The organism is Microbispora sp. NPDC046973, from assembly GCF_040644495.1.
In the GTDB taxonomy this organism is placed as follows: Bacteria; Actinomycetota; Actinomycetes; order Streptosporangiales; family Streptosporangiaceae; genus Microbispora.
In genome coordinates, this window is record NZ_JBEYWQ010000009.1 from 195320 (window position 1) to 212281 (window position 16962).

At 71.1% G+C, this 16962-nt stretch carries 17 protein-coding genes; 3 read left to right on the plus strand and 14 right to left on the minus strand.

Annotation, left to right across the window (positions count from 1 at the left end; all coding sequences use genetic code 11):
* Window positions 1-7: 7 nt before the first annotated feature.
* The 7 genes from ABZ860_RS19340 to ABZ860_RS19370 all read right to left on the minus strand — a co-directional run bounded on the left by ABZ860_RS19340 (window position 8) and on the right by ABZ860_RS19370 (window position 5798).
* Entirely contained in the window at window positions 8-613 is a 606-nt protein-coding gene (locus tag ABZ860_RS19340; protein WP_357221890.1) for a response regulator transcription factor, read from the minus strand.
* Window positions 610-1779, minus strand: coding sequence for a sensor histidine kinase (locus tag ABZ860_RS19345; protein ID WP_357221892.1), 1170 nt, complete (start codon window positions 1777-1779; stop codon window positions 610-612). Before ABZ860_RS19345 ends, ABZ860_RS19340 begins: the two co-directional genes overlap by 4 nt.
* 29 nt (window positions 1780-1808) lie before the next feature.
* Window positions 1809-2546 (minus strand): ABC transporter permease, encoded by a 738-nt coding sequence (locus ABZ860_RS19350; RefSeq protein ID WP_357221894.1) that lies wholly within the window; start codon window positions 2544-2546, stop codon window positions 1809-1811.
* Window positions 2547-2548: 2 nt separating this feature from the next.
* On the minus strand, window positions 2549-3433 hold the full coding sequence (locus ABZ860_RS19355) for an ABC transporter ATP-binding protein (RefSeq protein ID WP_357221896.1): 885 nt from the start codon (window positions 3431-3433) through the stop codon (window positions 2549-2551).
* A 101-nt stretch (window positions 3434-3534) separates the two neighbouring features.
* Window positions 3535-4380 carry an ATP phosphoribosyltransferase gene (gene hisG, locus ABZ860_RS19360; protein ID WP_357221898.1) on the minus strand — a complete coding sequence of 282 codons (846 nt, stop codon included), beginning with the start codon at window positions 4378-4380 and terminating at the stop codon, window positions 3535-3537.
* A 61-nt stretch (window positions 4381-4441) separates the two neighbouring features.
* Window positions 4442-4705, minus strand: coding sequence for a phosphoribosyl-ATP diphosphatase (locus tag ABZ860_RS19365; protein WP_357221900.1), 264 nt, complete (start codon window positions 4703-4705; stop codon window positions 4442-4444).
* 127 nt (window positions 4706-4832) lie between these two features.
* Window positions 4833-5798, minus strand: coding sequence for an acetylxylan esterase (locus ABZ860_RS19370; protein ID WP_357221902.1), 966 nt, complete (start codon window positions 5796-5798; stop codon window positions 4833-4835).
* A 330-nt stretch (window positions 5799-6128) separates the two neighbouring features.
* Here ABZ860_RS19370 and ABZ860_RS19375 point away from each other — a divergent pair, with 330 nt between their 5' ends.
* The 3 genes from ABZ860_RS19375 (at window position 6129) to ABZ860_RS19385 (ending at window position 9401) form a co-directional block, all read left to right on the plus strand.
* Window positions 6129-7385: an extracellular solute-binding protein gene (locus tag ABZ860_RS19375; protein ID WP_357221904.1), complete on the plus strand. Its 1257-nt coding sequence runs from the start codon at window positions 6129-6131 to the stop codon at window positions 7383-7385.
* 142 nt (window positions 7386-7527) lie between these two features.
* Window positions 7528-8442, plus strand: coding sequence for a sugar ABC transporter permease (locus ABZ860_RS19380; RefSeq protein ID WP_357221906.1), 915 nt, complete (start codon window positions 7528-7530; stop codon window positions 8440-8442).
* Window positions 8442-9401: a carbohydrate ABC transporter permease gene (locus ABZ860_RS19385; protein WP_357221908.1), complete on the plus strand. Its 960-nt coding sequence runs from the start codon at window positions 8442-8444 to the stop codon at window positions 9399-9401. The genes ABZ860_RS19380 and ABZ860_RS19385 overlap by 1 nt, the downstream gene beginning before the upstream one ends.
* Before the next feature lie 26 nt (window positions 9402-9427).
* Here the strand turns inward: ABZ860_RS19385 and ABZ860_RS19390 are convergent, their stop codons facing one another.
* The 7 genes from ABZ860_RS19390 to sufC form a co-directional block, all read right to left on the minus strand.
* Window positions 9428-11194, minus strand: coding sequence for an alpha/beta fold hydrolase (locus ABZ860_RS19390; RefSeq protein WP_357221910.1), 1767 nt, complete (start codon window positions 11192-11194; stop codon window positions 9428-9430).
* Window positions 11191-11817, minus strand: coding sequence for a TetR/AcrR family transcriptional regulator (locus tag ABZ860_RS19395; RefSeq protein WP_357221912.1), 627 nt, complete (start codon window positions 11815-11817; stop codon window positions 11191-11193). Before ABZ860_RS19395 ends, ABZ860_RS19390 begins: the two co-directional genes overlap by 4 nt.
* A 166-nt stretch (window positions 11818-11983) precedes the next feature.
* Window positions 11984-13579, minus strand: a complete 1596-nt coding sequence (locus ABZ860_RS19400) for a DEAD/DEAH box helicase (protein WP_357222042.1) — start codon at window positions 13577-13579, stop codon at window positions 11984-11986.
* A 470-nt stretch (window positions 13580-14049) separates the two neighbouring features.
* A complete protein-coding gene (locus ABZ860_RS19405; RefSeq protein WP_357222044.1) occupies window positions 14050-14355 on the minus strand; it encodes a metal-sulfur cluster assembly factor in 306 nt (101 codons plus the stop codon).
* Between the two features lie 151 nt (window positions 14356-14506).
* A complete protein-coding gene (sufU, locus tag ABZ860_RS19410) occupies window positions 14507-14944 on the minus strand; it encodes a Fe-S cluster assembly sulfur transfer protein SufU (protein WP_357221914.1) in 438 nt (145 codons plus the stop codon).
* Between the two features lie 3 nt (window positions 14945-14947).
* Window positions 14948-16210 carry a cysteine desulfurase gene (locus ABZ860_RS19415; RefSeq protein ID WP_357221916.1) on the minus strand — a complete coding sequence of 421 codons (1263 nt, stop codon included), beginning with the start codon at window positions 16208-16210 and terminating at the stop codon, window positions 14948-14950.
* Window positions 16210-16959, minus strand: a complete 750-nt coding sequence (gene sufC / locus ABZ860_RS19420) for a Fe-S cluster assembly ATPase SufC (protein WP_357221918.1) — start codon at window positions 16957-16959, stop codon at window positions 16210-16212. The genes ABZ860_RS19415 and sufC overlap by 1 nt, the downstream gene beginning before the upstream one ends.
* Window positions 16960-16962 lie beyond the last annotated feature (3 nt).

Below are 16962 nucleotides of genomic sequence, written 5' to 3' on the forward strand. Positions count from 1 at the left end.
AGGGACTCTAGAGCCAGCCCTGCGCCTGGGCCTTCTGCACGGCCTCGATGCGGTTGCGCGCGCCGGTCTTGTGGATGGCCGCCGACAGGTAGTTGCGCACCGTGCCCTCCGACAGGTGCAGCCGCAGCGCGATGTCGTTGATCGTCGAGCCGTCCACGGCGGCGGACAGCACGTCGCGCTCGCGCGGCGACAGCGGGTTCGGCCCGGCGCTGAGCGCGGCGGCGGCAAGCCCCGGGTCGATCACGCGCTCACCCCGCAGCACCCGCCTGATCGCGGCGGCCAGCTCGCTCGCGGGGCTGTCCTTCACCAGGAAGGCCACCGCCCCCGCCTCCATCGCCCGGCGCAGGTAGCCGGGCCTGCCGAACGTCGTGAGGATCACCACCCGGCACCCGGGGACCCGGCGGCGCAGTTCCTCGGCGGCGGCGATCCCGTCCCTGCCGGGCATCTCGATGTCGAGCAGCGCGATGTCAGGCCGGGTCGCCTCGGCGACGGCGATCACCTCGTCCCCGTTCGCCGCCTCTCCGACCACCTCGATGTCGGGCTCCAGACCGAGCAGGGAGGCGAGCGCTCCCCGCACCATGCTCTGGTCCTCCGCCAGCACGACCCTGATCATTCGCCCAACCTATCCGCGATCATCTCGGCCGTGTGGCCCAGGGGCGGCGGAACCTCGACCCGCACCCTGAACCCCCGTTTGCCGGCCTCGACCTCCAGGTCCCCGCCCGCCGCGCGCACCCGCTCGCCGAGCCCGATGAGCCCGTTGCCCGCCGTGTAGGCCCCGCCGCCGCCGTTGTCGGCGATCTCCAGCACCGCGCCCTCCTCGCCGTACGCCACGTCGATCTCGCAGCGGGTGGCCCCGGAGTGCCGTACGACGTTGGTGGTGGCCTCGCGTACGGCCCAGGCGAACAGGCCGTCGAGGTCCTCGGGCAGCGGGGTGCCGCGCGTGCGCACGGTGAGGGCGACGTCGGCGGCGCCCAGCGCCGACCTGGCGCCGTCGATCTCCTCCGACATGCGGCGCCGGCGGTATCCGCTCACGGCCTCGCGCACCTGCGCCAGCGCCTGCCGCGCCACCGACTCGATGTCGGCCACCTCCCCGGCGGCCTTCGGCGAGCCCTGCTCGCCCAGGCGGCGGGCCAGCTCGCTCTTGAGCACGATGAGCGAGAGGCTGTGCCCCAGCAGGTCGTGCAGGTCGCGAGCGATCCGCAGCCGCTCCTCGGTGGCGGCCAGCCTGGCGACCTCGCTCTGCGCCTGCCTGAGCTGGACGACGAGGACGCGGGTGTTGCGCACGCTCATGAACAGCACGCCGAGCGTGACGACCTGCAGCACGAGCGCCCATACCGTGCCGTCGTCGGCGCCCATGACCCTGCCCTCGGCGACGACGAGCGCGGCCATGGCCGCGACCCCGAGCAGGGCGCGGCGGGGCGGCAGCCCCATCGAGTAGACGACCACCAGGTAGACCGACAGGGCCAGCCAGGAAGGGCTCCAGAAGATCAACGGGAAGACCGCCGCCATCGCCGTCGCGACGCCGAGCAGGGGGAACAGCCACCGGGGATGGTCGTCGAGAGCGCGCGGCCCCAGCGCGATCGTCAGGTAGACGGCCACGAAGACCGCGAGCGCGGCCATCCACCAGAGCGCCCGCGCGCCGCTCACCGTGCCGTCGACCACCTCGGAGACCGGGTAGAAGAGGTAGATCAGGCCCAGCGAGATGCCCATCAGGCGCCTCAGGCGGGAGGGACGGTCGTCCATCCCGCCGAAGGTGAACACTCTGGCCAGCCGGCTCATCCCGCCGTTCCCTCCGAAGCTGGTGGATATCAGGCGCGTACTGTAGCGCGACGGTAGGCGACGAGCGCCAGCGCCACCAGGGCCACCGCCCAGACGAGGATGCCGGCCGCGTCGGCCGCGTGCGGGGTCTCGCCCGCCGCGATCCGCCACCCGATGCGCGCGTAGTCGTACGACGGGGTCACGTGGGCGATGCTCTTCATGGCCGCGGGCATGATGCTCTCGGGGAACCAGAGCCCGCCGAGCAGGGCCAGCCCGAACATGCCGATCATCGCGACGGGCTGCGCGGTGTCGGGCGGCAGCAGGGATCCGATCGCCAGGCCCAGCGCCGCGAAGGGGATCGTGCCGGCCCACATCGCCAGGATCAGCTCCACCCACCGCACCGGCGACAGCGACACGTGCTGGGTCAGCACCGCGGCCAGGCCGACCAGGAGCAGCGACGGCAGCACCAGCAGCAGCGAGGAGATCAGCTTCGTCAGGATGATCGCCCGGCCCGGCAGCGGGGTGATCTGGAGCTGCCGCAGCCAGCCGCTGTGCCGCTCCTGCGACCAGGGCACGGCCGTCGACATCATGGCGGCGGCCAGCGCGCCGTACGCGGCCATCGAGACCATCAGCAGGACGCTGCCGCGCAGCCCGGTCGCCTGGTCGGACTCCGCCCCCCAGAGGTTGGAGTAGAGGAGGTAGAACCCGACGGGAAAGGCGACCACGAAGATGACGTAGCGCTTGTTGCGCAGCATCCGCAGCAGTTCGACCTTGATGTAGTGCCGCATCGTCAGGCCTCCTTGGTGAGGGCGAGGAAGGCGTCCTCCAGATCGGCCCCGTGGAGCTGGAGGTCGCGGATGTCGAGGGTGGTCTTGCGATACAACGCGGCGACGGTGGCGTCGAGGTCGGTGGTGCGCAGCGTGACCCGGCCGCCCTGCAGTTCCACGCCGGTCGTCCCGGGCAGGGCGTCGAGCCCGGCGACCGGCTGCTCGCCCAGCAGGAAGCTCACCGCCTGACCGGCGACCCCGGCCTTGATCTCGGCGGCGCTGCCGTCGGCGACGACCCGGCCGCGGGCGATCACGACCACCCGGTCGGCGTTCTCGTCGGCCTCCTCCAGATAGTGGGTGGCGAACAGGATCGTCCGGCCCCGCGCGGCGTACGCCCGCATGTTGTCCCAGAACGTACGGCGGGACTCGACGTCCATGGCCGCGGTCGGCTCGTCGAGCAGCAGCAGCCTCGGCCCGCCCGCGATCGCCAGCGCGAACCGGACCCGCTGGGTCTGGCCGCCGGACAGCCGGTCGGCCCGCCGCCGGGCGAGCTCGGTGAGGTCGGCGAGCCGCAGGATCTCCTCCAGCGGCAGCGGACGCGGGTAGAGCCGCCGGACGAAGTCCACGGTCTCGGCCACGGTCAGCTCGGGGATCAGCGCGCCCTCCTGGAGCATCGCGCCGATCTCCCCGTTGGCGACCGCCGTCTGCGGCGGCTCGCCGAAGACCCGGATCTCGCCGGAACTGGGCCGCAGCAGGCCCAGCAGCATGGCGATCGAGGTGGACTTCCCGGCCCCGTTCGGCCCGAGGAGGGCGACCGTGGCGCCGGCCGGGACCTCCAGGTCGAGGCCGTCGACCGCGAGCACGTCCCCGTACCTCTTGGTGACGTCGGTGAAGGCGATGGCGTTCATGCCCTCACGGTAGGGATCGGGCGGGTCCGATCATCAGTGCCGCGTCTCCGGCGTTCGCGATGACATTTGTCATCCGCGCGTCACCCGGCGGGCTCCGCGGGTCAGAGACGGCAGGCGAAGATGGCGGTGACGAGGATCGCCTTGGCGCCGATCTCCCAGAGCTGGTCCATCACCTGCTGGTGGCCCTTGCGCGGGACCATCGCCCGCACGGCCACCCAGCCCTCGCGGTGGAGCGGGGAGACGGTCGGCCCCTCCATGCCCGGGGTGATGGCGATGGCCTCATCGATGCGCTCGGCCCGGATGTCATAGTCGATCATCACGAAGTCGCGGGCCACGAGCACGCCCTGCAGGCGGCGGATGAGCTGCTGGAAGCCGTTGGCCTCGGGGGCGCCGTCCCGCTTGATCAAGACGGCCTCGGAGTGCGCGATCGGCTCGCCGAACACCTCCAGGCCGACGTTGCGCAGCGTCGTGCCGGTCTCCACGACGTCGGCGACCGCGTCGGCGACGCCGAGCCTGATCGCCGTCTCGACCGCGCCGTCGAGCTTGATGACCCTGGCGTCCACACCCTGGTCGGCGAGGTGCTTGCCGAGCAGCCCTGCGTACGAGGTGGCGATGCGCAGGCCGGACAGGTCGGCGACGCCGGAGTAGGCGCCCGGCGTGGAGGCGAATCGGAACGTCGACCGGCCGAACCCGAGCGGCATGACCTCCTCGGCCGGAGCGCCGGAGTCGAACAGCATGTCGCGCCCGGTGATCCCGGCGTCGAGAGTGCCCTCGCCGACGTAGACGGCGATGTCGCGCGGGCGGAGGAAGAACAGCTCGCAGGAGTTCTCGGAGTCGACGACCACGAGCTCCTTGCTGTCCCTGCGCTGGCGGTAGCCAGCCTCCTTCAGCATGGTCTGGGCGGCCTCGGAGAGCGCGCCCTTGTTCGGTACGGCGATGCGCAGCATGAGTGGGAGATCCTTTCGGGCAAGAACGAGGTCGATGGACGATCCGGGGCCGCCGCGGCGGCTACAGATGCTTGTAGACCTCGTCCAGCCCGATTCCGCGCGCCAGCATCAGGACCTGGACGTGGTAGAGCAGCTGCGAGATCTCCTCGGCCGCCCGGTCCGCCGACTCGTGCTCGGCCGCCATCCAGCTCTCCGCGGCCTCCTCGATGACCTTCTTGCCGATGGCATGGACGCCGGCGTCCAGGGCGGCCACGGTGCCGGACCCCGCGGGCCGGGTGCGCGCCTTCTCTGCCAGCTCGGCGTACAGCTCTTCGAAGGTCTTCATGGTCTCTCTCGGGTCGTGTGCCTGCGCGTTCAGGGTATCGGCCCCAGGGTAGTCGCGGGGGCGGGCCGCCGCGCCCCGCGTCCACCCTGCGAGATCGGTCCCGTGCCCAGGCTCCTTCGAGGCCGGGTCAGCCGAGGACCTTCCTGGCCAGCCTGAGCAGCTCCAGCGCCTGCTGCGACTCCCCGCCCTCGTGGCCGTTGAACGGCCAGACCGTGATGTCCTTGGGACCGGCGTAGTGGTTGTAGGCCCCGAACACCGTCGAGGCCGGGGTGACGCCGTCGCGCAGGGCGACGGAGAACCGGGCGGGTGTGCGGGCCCGCGCCGCGAAGTGCAGCCCGTCGAAGTAGTCGAGGGTCGCGAAGATGTCCTCGACCCGCGTCCTGTGGATTCCGCAGAACCGGCCCAGCTCGCCGTACGGGTCCTCGTCGGTGATCTCGACGGCGCGCCGGATGTCGCACATGAACGGCACGTTGACGAACGCGTAGGCGATGTCGGGCACGAGCGCGGCGGCGGCCAGCGCCATGCCGCCCCCCTGGCTGCCGCCGGCCACGACGACCCGCCCGGCGTCCACCAGGGGGTGCGACCTGGCCGCCTCGACCGCGCGCACGACGTCGGTGTAGAGCCGCCGGTAGTAGTAGTCGTCGCGGTCGAACACGCCCTGCGTGAGCTTGCCGGGGATCTGCCCGCCGTTTCCGCCCACCGGGTCGGGGGTGTCGCCCGAGCGCCAGGTGCCGCCCTGCCCCCGGGTGTCCATCACGAAGGTCGCGTATCCGGCGGCCGGCCACAGCAGCCAGTCGTGCGGCCGGCCGCGGCCGCCGCCGTACCCGATGAACTCCACCACGCACGGCAGCGGTCCCTGCGCGCCCGCGGGCGCGATGAACCACCCCTTGATCGGATGCCCGCCGAATCCCGCGAACGTCACGTCGGCCACGTCCACCAGCGCGAGGTCGGCCTCGTACGGCTCGAAGACGGCATCCAGGTCGTGCGCGCGGGCCTCGGCGAGCGTGCGGTCCCAGAATGCGTCGAAGTCGGCGGGCTCCCGGCGCTCGGGAAGGTAGGCGCGCAACTGGTCAAGGGGCATGTCGACGAACATGGGAGCTCCCGTGGGGTGGTGGGCCTGGCTCGTGTACGCCGCAAGGTTACACAAGTGCCTTGTTTCATACTTCTGACCCGGTTAAGAGTCGTCCACCGGAATCCGGCACGCCATCCTCAACGCCTCTAACCTGCGAAATCACGCCACGAACGGCGTGACGTCCGGATTGACGGCATGAAACACCCTCTTGAAACTAATCCGGTTTAGTGCTGGACTCTGCACAAATTCGAAGCGTGGGCGGTGCGCCGCACGGGCACGGCCTCGCGGCGGGCCGCCTCTCGGGGGCACGACATGTCAGTCGATCACTTTCCGTAGAGATCGGAGACGTCCATGCGACGAACGACGGCGGCGACCTGCGCCGCCCTGATCGCCGCCTTCGGCGCGGGCTGCGCGACCAGCGGCACCTCGGAGACCAGACAGGCCGACGCGAACGCCCCCGCCGCGATCACGTGGTGGTCCACCGGAGGCGACGACGAGAGCGCGGCCTTCCAGAAGGCGGCCGACCTGTACACGAAGTCGCATCCCAATGTGACGATCAAGGTGCAGACGCTGGCCTGGGACGACGCGTACGCCAAGCTGCTGGCGGCCTCGACCAGCCGCAGCGGGCCCGACATCATCTCCGGCGGCATGACCTGGACCATCCAGTTCGGCCTGCGCGGCGGGATGGTCGACCTGCGTAAGTACGGCGTCGAGCAGCTCCAGGCCAAGGCGCAGCCCGCCCAGTGGAAGTCGGCCGTCTCCCCCGACGGCACCGTCTACGGCATCCCGCTCGACATGTCCACCGAGGCCCTCTATTACCGGACCGACCTGTTCGAGAAGGCCGGGCTCAAGGAGCCGCCCAAGACCTGGGAGGAACTGACCGCCGACATCGGGAAACTCAAGAAATCCGGGGTGAAGACGCCGTTCAGCATCGACTGGGGCAACCTCGACTGGATCGGCTACTTCAACTTCCTCTACCAGGCCGGCGGCAGCTTCTACACGCCGGACTGCAAGCCCTCGCTCGACACCCCACAGGCCGAGCAGGCGCTGTCGTACTGGATCGACCTGCACCGTAAGTACGGCGCGCCGACCGACACGGTGACGACCTCGGACGCGCTCGACCAGGGCATCGCGATGGTCTACGGCGGCAACTGGAACGCCCTCGGCATCGACACCAGCAAGCCCAAGCTGAAGGGCAAGTGGGCCATCGCCCCGCTGCCGGCCGGCCCGGCGGCGCCCACGACCTTCATCGGCGGACGGGCCGTCGGGGTCACGTCGTACAGCAAGCACATCCAGCAGGCGGCCGACTTCGTCAAGTTCCTCTACACCGACGAGGCCGTCGACGCGGTGACGGCGGAGTCGAAGGCCCGCAACATCGCCTACATCCCGCCCCGCCCGGACAAGGTCGCCGACTCCCCGTTCACGCCGGAGCACTCGGCGGTGTTCGGAGAGATCATCAAGACCGGTGCGGCGGCGCCCGGATGCCCCGGCTGGGACGAGAGCGCGTCCGACGTGGCCAAGCAGTTCCAGGCTGCGATCCTCGGCAAGGCCGACGTGAAGACGGCCCTGGCCGAGGCCGCCAAGGTCATGGAGCGCAACGCCGGATAGCCGGGACGGCCGTGACTCGCCGGTGACGCCTGACCCCTCACCGGCCGCGGCCTCCGTCCTTGCACACCTGCCCGGGCCGGTGCCGCCCGACCCCGCACCGGCCCGGGTCCCGTCCACGGTTTCCCTCCGGATGGAGAACGACATGGCAATTCACGCCGCCGCGCCCCGGCAACGATGGCGCCGCTACGGCACCTCCTATCTGATGCTGCTGCCGTTCCTCGGCCTGTTCGCCGGATTCCTGGTCTGGCCCCTGGCCAACTCGCTCTATCTCAGCTTCACGAAGTTCGACGGGGTGAACGCCCCGCAGTTCCAGGGCCTGGAGAACTTCCGGCGCCTGCTGTTCGACGACGACCGGTTCCGGCACGCCCTCGGCAACACGTTCCTCTACGTCGTGGCGTCCGTCGGGATCGGCACGCTGCTGTCGCTCGGCCTCGCGCTGGCCTTCAGCGGGTCGAGCTGGCCGCACCGCATCATGCGGACGATCTTCTTCCTGCCCTCGGTGACCTCGTCGATCGCGCTCATGCTGCTCTGGAAGTGGATCCTCAGCCCCGGCGACTTCGGCCTGGCCAACACCGTCATGACCTGGTTCGGCGGCAGGGCGGTCGAATGGCTCGCCACCCCCGGGCTCACGATCCCCGTCCTCGTGCTCATGTCGGTGTGGGGCGGGATGGGCTACGGCATGGTCCTGTACGTCGCCGGGCTCAACACGATCCCGCAGGAGTACTACGAGGCGGCCCGCATCGACGGCGCCGGCACCTGGCAGCAGTTCCGCCGGGTGACGCTGCCGCTGCTGCGCCCGGTCACCACCTACGTGGTCGTGACCGGCCTGATCGGGGCCTTCCAGGTCTTCGAAGCCGTCTACATCGTGTTCCGGGGCACCAACAACATCGGCGGCGTGCTCGACGCGGGCCTGATGATCGTGCCCTACCTCTACGACCAGGGCTTCACACACTTCAAGCTCGGCTACGCCTCGGCCATCGCCTGGGTGCTCTTCCTGATCATCTTCGCCCTCAGCATGGTCAACCTCCGCATCGGCCGCGCCCTGAAGGAGCTGTGATGGCCGTCGCCCCCACGACCACACCGATCGTCGCCGACCCGGCCGCCGCACCCCGGCAGGCGCCCGCCGCCGGGACGGGCGCCACCTGGCGGGGCCACCTGCTGCGCCTGCCGTTCTACCTGCTGTCGCTCACCATGATCGCGCCGTTCTACTGGATGCTGATCACGGTGTTCAAGCCGGTGACGGAGCTGAACCGGCAGCCGCCGTCGTTCGTGCCCGAGCATCCCACGCTGAACAACTTCTACGACCCCGGCTACTCCCCCACCCGGGTCAACCCCGGCCATCTCCAGGGCATCTTCCAGCGGTTCCAGGTGGACTTCGGGTTCGGCCGCTTCATGTTCAACAGCCTGGTGATCACGGTCGCGATCACGGTCGGGTCGCTGCTGATCGCCTCGCTGGCGGCGTACGTGATCACCAAGCACCGCGTGCCCGGGCGGCGGCTGATCTTCCTGCTGATCGTCGCCTCGATGATGGTGCCCTGGCAGACCACCCTGGTGCCGAACTACGTCATCATGCGCAACCTGGGCTGGCTGGACACCTACCAGGGCTACATCGTCCCGGCGCTGGCCAAGGCGTTCGTGCTGTTCTTCCTGGTGCAGTTCCTCCACTCGGTCCCGGACGAGCTCATCCAGGCCGCCCGGGTCGACGGCGCCGGGGAGTGGCGCATCTGGTGGCGGATCGTGCTGCCGCTGCTGCGCCCGGCCCTCGCCGCGATGTCGATCTTCATCGTGCTCGCGGAGTGGAACAACTTCCTCTGGCCGCTGATCATCGTGCAGAGCGACGAGATGGCGAACATCCCGGTCGCCCTGGCCCGCCTCAACTCCTATTTCACGGGCGCGCAGAACCAGGGGGCGATCATGGCGGGCGGCCTGCTCGCCTCCCTGCCGTCGATCGCCTTCTTCCTCGCCTTCCAGCGCTACTTCACCCGCGGGATCGTGCTGAGCGGCCTGAAGGGCTGAACGGCGCGCGCACCCGGGGAGGCTCCCTACGCCCGGACGGCTTCGGCGACCTCCTCGGGATGCGTGAGCTGGGGGTGATGACCGGCGTCCGAGATCACCGTCACGGTGACCCGCGGGAGCGTGTCCAGAAGGGCCCGCCCTTCCGGGCCGAGCGGGTCGCGGGAACCCACGACGACGTGCACGTGTCCCGGGTAGCGCGCGAGCTCGGCCCGCAGATCCGCCCGCCACCGGGGCGACGCCGCGGCGGCCAGGAGCCGGGCGGCGGTGGCGGCGGCGCCGCGGCGCAGGTCCGCCACGCTGGAGTGGAGGGCGGCCGCGTGCGCCGGGTCTCCGGTGAGCCGCGCGGCCAGCGCCCGGGCGGAGACCCGGTCGAGGTACCAGCGGGCCGGGAGTGCGAAGCGGGCGGCGGGAGCGGAGCGCTCCTGGAGGAAGAACGGCGCCACGAGCGTGAGCCGGTCCACCGCGCCCGGATGGGCGGCCGCGGCCTCGACGGCGGCCGCGGCGCCGATGGAGTGACCGACCAGGTGGCGTGCGCCGGTCTCGGTGACGAGGGCGGTCAGCCAGGACGGCCAGTCCTCGCGGCCTCCCGCGCTCATCCCCAGCCCCGGCAGGTCGGCGGCGCGGGCCCGGCCCAGCGCCGCGACGACCCGCGCCCACGTGTCGGCGTTGACCGGCAGACCCGGCAACACCACCGTGGGCGCGCCCGGCTCGCCGAGCTCGAACGTCCGCACCCCGCCCGGACGGGTGAACCTCCTGCCGCCGCCGGGGGCGTCCCCGAACCGGTTCGCCGCCAGGTGGTCGGCCCAGCGGCGGATCGTCGTGGCGGTGTCCGGCATGGTCAGCCCGTGACGGGCGGCGAAGGCGCGGGCCGAGGCGGTGGGGTAACGGTCGCTCGACAGGAACGTCAGCGTCTCCGGATCGGCCTTCGTGAGCCGGCGGGGCAGGCGCTTCACCACGGCCACCGGAACCCGCGCCCAGGGCGCCCTGACCCGGTAGTGCTCCGCGACGAGCGCGATCAGGCCGGGCAGTGCGGGCGTGTCGTCGTCCAGCAGCCAGTAGGAGGCGCGCTCGGCGGTCTCGTCGACCGGCAGCAGGGTCATGAACCGGGCGAGGTAGTCCGCCGCCACCACGGGGACGAACGTCCGCGCGTTTCCCGGAACCGCGGGGAGGTCGCCCTGCCAGAGGTCGCGCAGGGTCGACGCGAGCCCGAGGTGCTGGTCGGACTCGCCGGTGACGCTGTCACCGATCACGCTGGCCGGATTGACGACCGACCAGGGCACGCCCAGCCGATCCGCCTCGGCCCGGAAGACGGCGTCCGCCTCCACTTTGGACGCCTCGTACGCGCCCAGGGCCCGATAGGTGTCCCGCCGCCGCTCCTCGCTCCAGGGGTGGGGGTCCTGCCCTCTCACGCGATACCCGGAGACGTGGACGAGGCGGCGCAGCCGCGACAGTCGCGCCGCGAAGGCGACGACCGCGCGGACACTGTCGACGTTGGCGCGGCGGGCCTCGTCCGCCGACATGCCGAACCGGTAGGCGCCGGCGCAGTTGTAGACCTCGGTGACGTCGTCGAGCTCACCCTCGATCAGCGACAGCTTGGTGAAATCGACCCGGAGGTCGGCCGGGGCCTCGTCATGCCCGTGCTCGATCAGCCAGCGGACCAGCCGCCGGTAGGACTCAGGGCTCCGGCTGGCCGCGCTCACCCGGACGCCGGCGTGACCGAGTGCCAGGACCAGGTGGCGTCCGACGAAGCCGGTCGCGCCCAGGACCAGCGCGTGCCGGTCCCCGGTGCTCACGACGACACCTCCGTGCGCTCACCGTGGGACGCCTCGTCGTCCGGGGAGACGCCGTCGAGCAGTACGGCGAGCGCCCGGGCCGCGCAGCGCAGGGGCTCGGTCGACCGCTGGGCACGGGACACGATCACCGCTCCCTCCACCATGCTGACGACGGCCGTGGCCGTCGCGCGGGCATCGGAGCGAGGACGACCGCGCGCGACGAGATACTCGGTCACCGGCGCGATCCACGACTCGAAGGCGTTCGCACAGGCCTCCCGCAGCCGCTCGCTCTGCGCGCCCATCTCCAGCGTCACCACCGAGACCGGGCAGCCCAGGTGGAAGTCGCTGTCGGTGAGGATCCCGGCCACCGCGTCGATCACGCGGCCCACCACCGCGCCGGGAGTGGCCGACTCCAGCGCGGAATCGGCGACGAGGGAGCCGAACCGCGCCGCCGCGAGTTCGACGGCCTTCTCTCCCAGTGCCTCCTTCCCCTGAGGGAAGTGAAAGTAGAGCGACCCCTTCGGGGCGGCCGCATGCTCCACCACCGCGTTGAGTCCCGTACCGCTGTAGCCGTGCCGCTGGATCAGCTCCAGCATCGACTCCACCAGCCGGGCACTGGTCTCGGCTCCCTTGGTTCCACTCATGCGGGTGACAATAGACCGGTCTACATATTTTGTCCAAGCAAGCGTCCACGATCTTGGGCAGGCTGCAGCTCTCGGCCGCGCCATGACCGAGGGCTCGCCCCGGACACGCCAACGGGCCGCCCGTACGGACGGCCCGTTGGTTGCTCAGGCAATGTGGTGGATGGATTCAGCGGCCGGTGAAGCGGCTGCCGCGGCCGCGGCTGCCGCCACGGCCGCCGTCCCCGCCGTAGCCTCCGCGTCCGCCCTGACCGCCGTATCCGCCCTGACCGCCGTATCCGCCCTGACCGCTGTAACCGCCCTGGCCGTGCCCGGCCTGGCCGCCCTGTCCGCCCGTGCGGCCACGGCGGTGGCCGCCGTGGGACTCGGCGCGGCCTTCGGTCCAGCCGTCGCCGGTCCGGGGACCGCGAGGCCGCTCGCCCTGGTCGGACCGCCTGCGCCGGCCGTCCCCGTCACCCGGGCGGTCGGCGCCGCGATGACGGTCCCCGCCGTGCCGCCGTCGGCCGGGCGCCCGGTCGTCGCGCGCGGGCCGCAGCGGCCTGCGCACGTCGGGCTCCCACACCGGAACGGCCTCGCCGCTCGGCCGCCGGGCCCCGGCGATCTCGCCCAGGATCGGGTCACCCGGCGCCACCCGGTGACGGGACGGGGTCACCCCCGCCTTGCGGGTCATCGACTCGGTGGCGCGGCGCTCGCTCGGCAGGACCAGCGTCAGCACCACGCCGCGCTCGCCCGCCCGGGCCGTACGGCCGCCCCGGTGCAGGTAGCTCTTGTGGTCGGCCGGCGGGTCCACGTGCAGCACGAGGCTCACGTCGTCCACGTGGATGCCGCGGGCGGCGACGTCGGTGCAGACGAGCACCCCGATCGTGCCCTCGCGGAACCCGTCGAGGATGCGGGTGCGCTGGTTCTGCCGCTTGCCGCCGTGCAGACCGCCCGCGCGGACCCCCGACCGGGCGAGTTGCTTCACGACGCGGTCGACGCCGTGCTGGGTGCGGACGAACAGGATCGTACGGCCGTCCCGGTTGGCGATCTCCGCCGTCACGTCCACCTTGTCGTCGCGGTGCACCTGGAGCAGGTGGTGCTCCATCGTCTCCACCGAGGAGGTGGCCGGGTCCAGAGAGTGGATCACCGGGTCGGTGAGGAAGCGCTTGACCAGTGTGTCCACGTCCCCGTCGAGGGTCGCGGAGAACAGCAGGCGCTGCCCGTCGGCGGGCGTGCGCGCGAGCAGCGCGCTGACCACGGGCAGGAACCCGAGGTCGCACATGTGGTCGGCCTCGTCGAGGACGGTGATCTGGACGTCGTCCAGCGCGCACTCGCCCTGCTCGATGAGGTCGGTGAGGCGGCCGGGCGTGGCGACGACGACGTCGACCCCCCGGCGCAGGTCCTCGATCTGGCGGCCCATGGACATGCCGCCGACGACCGTGCGGGTGCGCAGCGACAGCCCGCGACCGAGCGGTTCGAGGGCGTCGGTCACCTGCAGGGCCAGTTCGCGGGTGGGCACCAGGACGAGGGCGCGGGGCCGGCCGGGGCGTGCCCTCTCCCCCGCGATCCTGGTCAGCGTGGGCAGGCCGAAGGCGAGCGTCTTGCCGGAGCCGGTCTGGCCCCGGCCGAGGACGTCGTACCCGGCGAGGATGTCGGGGATGGCCGCCCGCTGGATCGGGAACGGCTCGTTGATGCCCTGCCGGGCCAGCCCCGCCACGAGCGGCTTGGGCAGACCCAGCAGTGCGAACTCGGCGCGGGTCTCGGTGCCCTCACCGAGGTCAAGCATGGTCACGAAATCGTGCCTTTCGTAGAAAGAACGTGCCGGAACACGTGGGCGCGTCACTTCTGCGAAAGGACGAGCCTGTACACGTACGGCGAGCGAGGCCGTACCGATCGGGGCGCCGCGGGCCGGAGAGTGAAAGCGGCCTGCGCCCGGGTGATGCCGTGAGCGCGTCCCGCAGAAGTGGAGACCGCCGGGTGGCGGCATCCCACGGACGCCCGTCACTCACGTCGCACAAAGAGAAGCAAAGAACAACTGTACGGCATTCCCGCGCCGCGGCGGCGATTCAACGGGCCGACGGCGGCCGGGGCGCGGCGGCGCGAGCACCGCATCGCAAGCACCGGATCGCAAAGGCTGCGGCACCGCGGCGCGAGCGCCGCGTCGTGAGCACCCGGGAAAACGACCGGCGGAACGCGTGTGTCCGGGGCGCCGGGCCCCGGACACACGGGTGGCAGGACCGGACCCGGTCCGGCCGGTCAGACGTTGAAACCGAGCATGCGAAGCTGGTCGCGACCCTCATCAGTGATCTTGTCGGGGCCCCATGGCGGCAGCCAGACCCAGTTGATGACCACGTTGGAGACCAGGTCGGCGAGCGCCGAGTTGGCCTGGTCCTCGATCACGTCGGTCAGCGGGCAGGCGGCGCTGGTGAGCGTCATGTCGATGGTGGCGATGGGGCGCTCGCCCTCGGCGGCCGGGTCGAGGTTGACGCCGTACACGAGGCCGAGGTCCACCACGTTGATTCCCAGCTCGGGGTCGACGACGTCCTTCAACGCCTCGACCACGTCGTCGAGAGAGGTCTGCCCGTCGAAGGTCCCGGTCGGCGCCTCGGTCGCGGTACCCGTCGGGGTCTCGGTCGGCTTGCTCACGTCGTCTCCTCACCTCGCGGCGCCCGCGGCGCGGCGCCGTACTTCCCAACGCGGCGGAGGCCGCCGGTCATCCCTGGCTCCTCATCAGCGCGTCCTTGTAGGCCATCCAGGCCAGCAGCGCGCACTTGACGCGGGCGGGGAACTTCGCCACACCGGCGAACGCCACCGCGTCACCCAGCACGTCCTCGTCGGGCTCCACCTGGCCCCTGCCCTGCATGAGCCGGGTGAACTCGTCCACCACCGACAGCGACTCCTCCACCGTGGAGCCGGTGGCGAGCTCGTGCAGAACCGAGGCGGCGGCCTGGCTGATGGAGCACCCCTGGCCGTCGTAGGACACGTCGAGCACCTTGCCGCCGTCGGCCACCTTCACCCGCAGCGTCACCTCGTCGCCGCAGGTCGGGTTGACGTGGTGCACCTCCGCGTCGTACGGCTCACGCAGGCCCCGCCCCTGGGGATGCTTGTAGTGCTCCAGGATCAGCTCCTGGTACATGGATTCACCGATCATGGCTCAGCCGAACACCTTCTGCACGTGGTGGAGGCCGCGGACCAGTGCGTCGATCTCGGCCGTCGTGTTGTACAGGTAGAAAGACGCCCGCGTGGTGGCCGGAATTCCGAACCTGAGGTGGAGCGGCCGGGCGCAGTGATGACCTACCCGCACCGCGATCCCGTACACGTCGTCGAGGATCTGCCCCACGTCGTGCGGGTGGATCCCCTCCAGCGTGAACGAGATCGTTCCGCCCCTGGCGATGGGCGTGCGCGGGCCGATGATCCTGAGCCCCGGGACCTCCGGCAGCGCCTCCAGCGCGTACGCGACCAGTTCCTTCTCGTGCGCCTTGATCTGGTCCATGCCGACGGCGGTCAGGTAGTCGGCCGCGGCGCCGAGGCCGATCGCCTCGACGATGGGCGGCGTCCCCGCCTCGAACTTGTGCGGCACCGGCGCGTACGTCGAGCGGTCCATCCAGACCGCCTCGATCATCTCGCCGCCGCCGAGGAACGGTGGCATGGCGTCGAGCAGCTCGCGGCGGCCCCACAGCACGCCGATGCCGGACGGCCCGACCATCTTGTGGCCGGTGAACGCGACGAAGTCGACATCCAGCTCGGTCACGTCCACGGGCTGGTGGGGCACCGACTGCGACGCGTCGAGCATCATCAGCGCACCCACCTGGCGCACGCGGGCCAGGATCGGCGAGACCGAGTTGACCGTGCCGAGGACGTTCGACTGGTGCGCGATGGAGACGATCTTCGTGCGCTCGTTGACCAGCTCCTCCAGGCCCCCGATGTCGAGGCGGCCCTCGTCGGTCACCGGGAACCAGCGCAGCGTCGCGCCGGTCCGCTGCGCGAGCAGCTGCCACGGCACGATGTTGGAGTGGTGCTCCATCTCCGAGATGACGATCTCGTCGCCGGGGCCCATCCGGAACCGCTCGTCCTCGCCGACGGGGTTGCCGAAGGCGTACGCCACGAGGTTGAGGGCCTCGGAGGCGTTCTTGGTGAAGACGATCTCGTCGCGCGACGGGGCCTTCACGAACGCGGCGATCTTGTCGCGCGCCGCCTCGTACGCCTCGGTCGACTCGCTGCCCAGCACGTGCAGCGCCCGGCCGACGTTGCCGTAGTGCCAGGTCAGGTGATCGCGCATGGTCTCGATCACCTGGGTCGGCTTCTGGGAGGAGTTGCCGGAGTCGAGGTAGACCAGCGACCTGCCTCCGGGAAGTTCGCGGGCGAGGACCGGGAAGTCCTTCCTGATCCTCTCCACGTCGAAGCCGGGCGCACTCATCAGGCGGACGCCTTCGAGGTGTAGGCCTCGTAGCCCTCGTTCTCGAGCTTGTCGGCCAGCTCGGGGCCGCCCTCCTCCACAACGCGCCCGCCGGCGAAGACGTGGACGAAGTCCGGCTTCACGTAGCGCAGGATGCGGGTGTAGTGGGTGATCAGCAGCACGCCGGTGTCACCGGAGGCGCGGAACCGGTTGATGCCCTCGGAGACCACGCGCAGGGCGTCGACGTCGAGACCGGAGTCGGTCTCGTCCAGCACCGCGATCTTGGGCTTGAGCAGCTCCAGCTGGAGGATCTCGTGGCGCTTCTTCTCACCGCCGGAGAAGCCCTCGTTGGTGTTGCGCTGGGCGAAGGCCGGGTCGATGGACAGCGCGTCCATGCCCGACTTCAGCTCCTTGGCGAACTCGCGCAGCTTGGGCGCCTCGCCGCGGACCGCGGTGATCGCCGAGCGCAGGAAGTTCGACACGCTGACACCGGGCACCTCGACCGGGTACTGCATGGCGAGGAACAGGCCGGCGCGGGCGCGCTCGTCCACCGACATCTCCAGCAGGTCCTCGCCGTCGAGCAGCACGGAGCCGGAGGTGACGGTGTACTTGGGGTGCCCCGCGACGGCGTACGCCAGCGTGGACTTACCCGAGCCGTTCGGGCCCATGATGGCGTGCGTCTCGCCGCTGCGGACCGTCAGGTCGACGCCGCGCAGGATCTCCTTGTCGCCCACGGCGACGTGCAGGTCACGAATCTCAAGGGTGGACACTTG

What these genes read in the sequence shown, in the direction of transcription:
- ABZ860_RS19340 (WP_357221890.1), bottom strand. Translation starts at nt 613, where the DNA reads ATGATCAGGGTCGTGCTGGCGGAGGACCAGAGCATGGTGCGGGGAGCG.
- ABZ860_RS19345 (WP_357221892.1), bottom strand. Translation starts at nt 1,779, where the DNA reads ATGAGCCGGCTGGCCAGAGTGTTCACCTTCGGCGGGATGGACGACCGT.
- ABZ860_RS19350 (WP_357221894.1), bottom strand. Translation starts at nt 2,546, where the DNA reads ATGCGGCACTACATCAAGGTCGAACTGCTGCGGATGCTGCGCAACAAG.
- ABZ860_RS19355 (WP_357221896.1), bottom strand. Translation starts at nt 3,433, where the DNA reads ATGAACGCCATCGCCTTCACCGACGTCACCAAGAGGTACGGGGACGTG.
- hisG (WP_357221898.1), bottom strand. Translation starts at nt 4,380, where the DNA reads ATGCTGCGCATCGCCGTACCGAACAAGGGCGCGCTCTCCGAGGCCGCC.
- ABZ860_RS19365 (WP_357221900.1), bottom strand. Translation starts at nt 4,705, where the DNA reads ATGAAGACCTTCGAAGAGCTGTACGCCGAGCTGGCAGAGAAGGCGCGC.
- ABZ860_RS19370 (WP_357221902.1), bottom strand. Translation starts at nt 5,798, where the DNA reads ATGTTCGTCGACATGCCCCTTGACCAGTTGCGCGCCTACCTTCCCGAG.
- ABZ860_RS19375 (WP_357221904.1), top strand. Translation starts at nt 6,129, where the DNA reads ATGCGACGAACGACGGCGGCGACCTGCGCCGCCCTGATCGCCGCCTTC.
- ABZ860_RS19380 (WP_357221906.1), top strand. Translation starts at nt 7,528, where the DNA reads ATGGCAATTCACGCCGCCGCGCCCCGGCAACGATGGCGCCGCTACGGC.
- ABZ860_RS19385 (WP_357221908.1), top strand. Translation starts at nt 8,442, where the DNA reads ATGGCCGTCGCCCCCACGACCACACCGATCGTCGCCGACCCGGCCGCC.
- ABZ860_RS19395 (WP_357221912.1), bottom strand. Translation starts at nt 11,817, where the DNA reads ATGAGTGGAACCAAGGGAGCCGAGACCAGTGCCCGGCTGGTGGAGTCG.
- ABZ860_RS19400 (WP_357222042.1), bottom strand. Translation starts at nt 13,579, where the DNA reads ATGCTTGACCTCGGTGAGGGCACCGAGACCCGCGCCGAGTTCGCACTG.
- sufU (WP_357221914.1), bottom strand. Translation starts at nt 14,944, where the DNA reads ATGATCGGTGAATCCATGTACCAGGAGCTGATCCTGGAGCACTACAAG.
- ABZ860_RS19415 (WP_357221916.1), bottom strand. Translation starts at nt 16,210, where the DNA reads ATGAGTGCGCCCGGCTTCGACGTGGAGAGGATCAGGAAGGACTTCCCG.